General features: G+C 67.2%; 3 protein-coding genes. 1 reads left to right on the plus strand and 2 read right to left on the minus strand.

Features of this window, described 5'->3' with window-relative positions; all coding sequences use genetic code 11:
• Positions 1 to 173 precede the first annotated feature (173 nt).
• Positions 174 to 1,184 carry an MBL fold metallo-hydrolase gene (locus AC1DYI_RS29880; RefSeq protein WP_477207751.1) on the minus strand — a complete coding sequence of 337 codons (1,011 nt, stop codon included), beginning with the start codon at positions 1,182 to 1,184 and terminating at the stop codon, positions 174 to 176.
• Between the two features lie 115 nt (positions 1,185 to 1,299).
• On the opposite strand from AC1DYI_RS29880, the gene AC1DYI_RS29885 reads away from it, so the two are divergent.
• Positions 1,300 to 2,205 (plus strand): LysR family transcriptional regulator, encoded by a 906-nt coding sequence (locus AC1DYI_RS29885; RefSeq protein WP_477207752.1) that lies wholly within the window; start codon positions 1,300 to 1,302, stop codon positions 2,203 to 2,205.
• A 28-nt stretch (positions 2,206 to 2,233) separates the two neighbouring features.
• Here the strand turns inward: AC1DYI_RS29885 and AC1DYI_RS29890 are convergent, their stop codons facing one another.
• The gene (locus AC1DYI_RS29890) at positions 2,234 to 3,364 is read right to left on the minus strand and encodes an HD-GYP domain-containing protein (protein ID WP_477207753.1); all 1,131 of its coding nucleotides are present in this window, start codon (positions 3,362 to 3,364) and stop codon (positions 2,234 to 2,236) included.
• Between the last annotated feature and the right edge of the window lie 127 nt (positions 3,365 to 3,491).

Consider the following 3,491-nt stretch of genomic DNA (forward strand, 5'->3'; position numbering starts at 1 on the left):
CTACGAGAGCCTCGTGCGGGCCGGCGTGATCCCGCAGTACGGGTGGGCAGACCCGAACCCCCGGCCGTTCCCGAAGTCCAGCCGCAGCGCCGGCTACGTCCCCGACCCACCGTCGCGCTGAGCCGTGGCACGAGGGCCCGACGAAACAGGGGCCTCGCTGCCACCTCGCCGCTTTAGTGCTTGGCCGCCTTCAGGTCCTTGTAGGCGGCCGGCACGTTCAGGCTGACGTGCACCCAGTCGAAGAGCGCGTAGCCGCGAAACTCGGGCATCTTCACCTTCTGCACCGTCGCCTCCAGGCTCAGGCCTTCGTCGATGGCAGCCTGCACTTGCGACTTCACCGCTTCGAGGTAGTCGATCTGCCACTGCAGCCCGGCCTTGGGGATGGGCACGCCATGGCCCGGGACGATGCGCGCGTCGTCGGGCAGGAAAGCCTGCACCTTCTTCAACGTGGCCAGCGTCTCGACCAGGTACCCGTCCAGCAACCAGGGCAGCGCCGGCTTGGACGCGATGACCGGGTTGCCGGCCCACATCACCTTGGCCTGCGGCTCCCAGACGAACAGGTCGCCGCCGGTTTGCGCAAAGCCGAAGTCGATGATCTGGACTTGCTTGCCACCCAGGTCGAGCGTGACGCGACTGCCCTCGCCGACGAGCACGTCGCCGGTGCGAGCCTGGATCGGCTCGATACCGCGACCGGTGCCGAAGTTCTTGATCATGAACGCCTTGTCCTCGTCCAGGCGCGTGTCGACGTAGGTCTTGGTGTTCACGTGCTGGACGATGCGTGTCGACGCCGGCATGTACATGTTGCCGTAGGCGTGGTCGCCATGGGCGCTGGTGTTCACGGCGTAGAGGATCGGCAGCGTCGTGTGCGTGCGCGAGAGCTCAACGACCTGCGCGTTGAGCCGCTTGTTCAGCATCGTCTCGATCAGCAAGGCACCCTTGGTGCCGACGATCAGGCCGGCGCTGGTAGCCGCGGCGCCGCCCTTGGCGTTCAGCTCGGCTGCATCGGCCGGGTAGTACACGTGGACACCAGGCGCCAGGGTCTCGCTGCGCATCTGGACCTTGTTGCCGTCCCATACCGGCTCACCGGCGCTGGCCAACGAAGCAGCCAGCAGCGTGGCAACCGCAACGGTCATGGCCAGCGTCGTCTTCCGTGAAGGCGCCGCCATCTTGTCGATCTGATTCATCTTCAATCTCCTGCTTGGGTGGTGGGATGCGGCGCTACGATAGGTTTTGCATCTGAGCAAGACAATCCATAATTCAGACAAGCACAATTTGCGCGAATGCAAATGACGGATGACCATGACAGATGACCTCAACGATCTGCGCTTCGTGGCCGCCATCGCCCAGACGGGCTCGCTCGCTGGCGCCGCCCGCAAGCTGGGCGTCAATCACGCCACCGCGTTCCGCCGCCTCAGCGCGATGGAGAGCCGCCTGGGGGTTCGCCTGTTCGAGCGCGGTGGTGGCCGCTATGCAGCCACCGCCGCTGGCGAAGAGCTGGCCCGCGCCGGCACGGTGATCGAGTTCGAGGCCATGCAGTCGCTGCGCAAGGTCGCGGGCCAGGACCTGCGACCCAGCGGTGTGGTGCGGGTGACCACCACCGACACGATCGCCGCGAGCTTTCTACCGACGATGGCGCTCAGCTGCCGCCGCGAGCACCCCGACATCACACTGCACGTGACGATGGCCAACGAGCTGCACAACCTGTCGCGGCGCGATGCCGACATCGCGATCCGGCCGTCCGACAAACCGCCCGAACACCTGATCGGCAAACGCATCGGGCCACTGGCCATGGCGGCCTATGGCGCCCGCAGCTACCTGCGGGGCGCGCGGCATGTGACCGATCTGGCCGGCCACGCCTGGCTCGGGCTCGACGACTCGCTGAGCTACCACCGCAGCCTGAAATGGCTGACCAAGGTCGCCCCCGCTGCCCCGCTGGTCTACCGGACCAACAACTTCACCGGTTTGCACCACGCTTGCGCCCACGGGCTGGGGCTGGCGGTGCTGCCCTGCTTTCTGGCGGACCCGGACAAGCGGCTGCAACGCATGACCCCGCCGCTCGACGAACTGCAGGTCCCGCTGTGGCTGCTGATGCACCCGGACCTGCGCCACACGGCACGCGTGGCGGCCGTCTTCGGCTTTCTCTTCCAGCAGTTTGGCCGGGTGGCTGCGCCGATTGCCGGGCTCATCCCAGCGCCTGGCCGCTGAGGGCCCGAGCGCGAGGCCGATGGGCGGCTCAGGCCGCCATCGCTGCCTCGGCTGGGTCGGCCAAGCGCCGCGCCACCTCGCAGCACTCTTCGAAGCCGGCCGCGAAGGCGTCCACCACGTCGGGGTCAAAGTGACGGCCCCGCTGCTCCAGAACCAGATCGCGCGCCGCGTTGACCGCCCACGCCGGCTTGTAGACACGCTTGCAGATCAGCGCATCGAACACGTCGGCCAAGGCCATCAGCCGCGCCGCGACCGGGATCTCATCGCCGGCCAAGCCTTCGGGGTAGCCGCTGCCGTCCCACTTCTCGTGGTGACTGCGGGCGATCTGCTTGGCAAAGCGCAGGAACCCGAGATCTCCGCCGGGGTTGTCTTCCAGGCCCACATCGCGCTCGGCCAGCTCGATGGCTTCGGCCCCGAGCCGGGCATGGGTCTGCATGATCGCCCACTCGCTGGGTGCGAGCTTGCCCGGCTTGAGCAGGATGTGGTCCGGGATGCCGACCTTGCCGATGTCGTGCAGCGGCGCCGACCGCACCATCAGGTCGATCGCCTGCATGTCGAGCTCTGCGGCGAACCGCGGATGGGACTGCAACCGCATGGCGAGGATGCGCACGTACTCTGCCGTGCGGCGCAGATGGTTGCCGGTTTCGTTGTCGCGCGTCTCGGCCAGGCGGGCCAGCGCATGGATGCTGACGTCGCGGATGTTCTGGTTCTCGGCCGTTCGCCGCGCCACCTCGGCCTCGAGGTAGTGGTTCTGGTCTACCAGCCGAGCCCGGGCCCGCTGCAGCTCCACATGGGTTGCCACCCGGGCCAGCAGCACGCGCACGCGGATGGGCTTGGCGATGTAGTCGACCGCGCCCTGCTCCAGGCAGCGTTCTTCGTCGGCCGTGCCACCCGCGGCGGTGACCAGGATCACCGGCACATCGCGCGTGCGCTCGTCGGCACGCAGGTGCTCAAGCACGTCGTAGCCGTTCATCCCGGGCATCATCAGGTCCAGCAGGACCAGATGCGGCAGCTGATCGCCGGCCATCATGGCCAACGCGTGTTCGCCGGTCAGCGCCGTGCTGACGTCGTATTGCGGCCCCAGCAGCGCCTCCATGAGAGCGATGTTTTGGGGGTTGTCGTCCACGACCAGGACACGAGCCCGCTGACTCTCGATCATGGTTTTTTCTCCCTTGGCGCCCGCCAGCACACACCGCGGATGGCACRCGGAAGAGGGTGAGCGTTCGAACGATAGGCTTCGGGGACCGGTGTGTCCAGTCTCAGCTTTGACCAGCACGCATCAGACA

This window comes from Ideonella sp. P3_A4, assembly GCF_056403075.1.

Bases quoted from the DNA above. Each gene is read 5' to 3' on its own strand.
- AC1DYI_RS29880 (WP_477207751.1), bottom strand. From the start codon at position 1,184: ATGAATCAGATCGACAAGATGGCGGCGCCTTCACGGAAGACGACGCTG.
- AC1DYI_RS29885 (WP_477207752.1), top strand. From the start codon at position 1,300: ATGACAGATGACCTCAACGATCTGCGCTTCGTGGCCGCCATCGCCCAG.
- AC1DYI_RS29890 (WP_477207753.1), bottom strand. From the start codon at position 3,364: ATGATCGAGAGTCAGCGGGCTCGTGTCCTGGTCGTGGACGACAACCCC.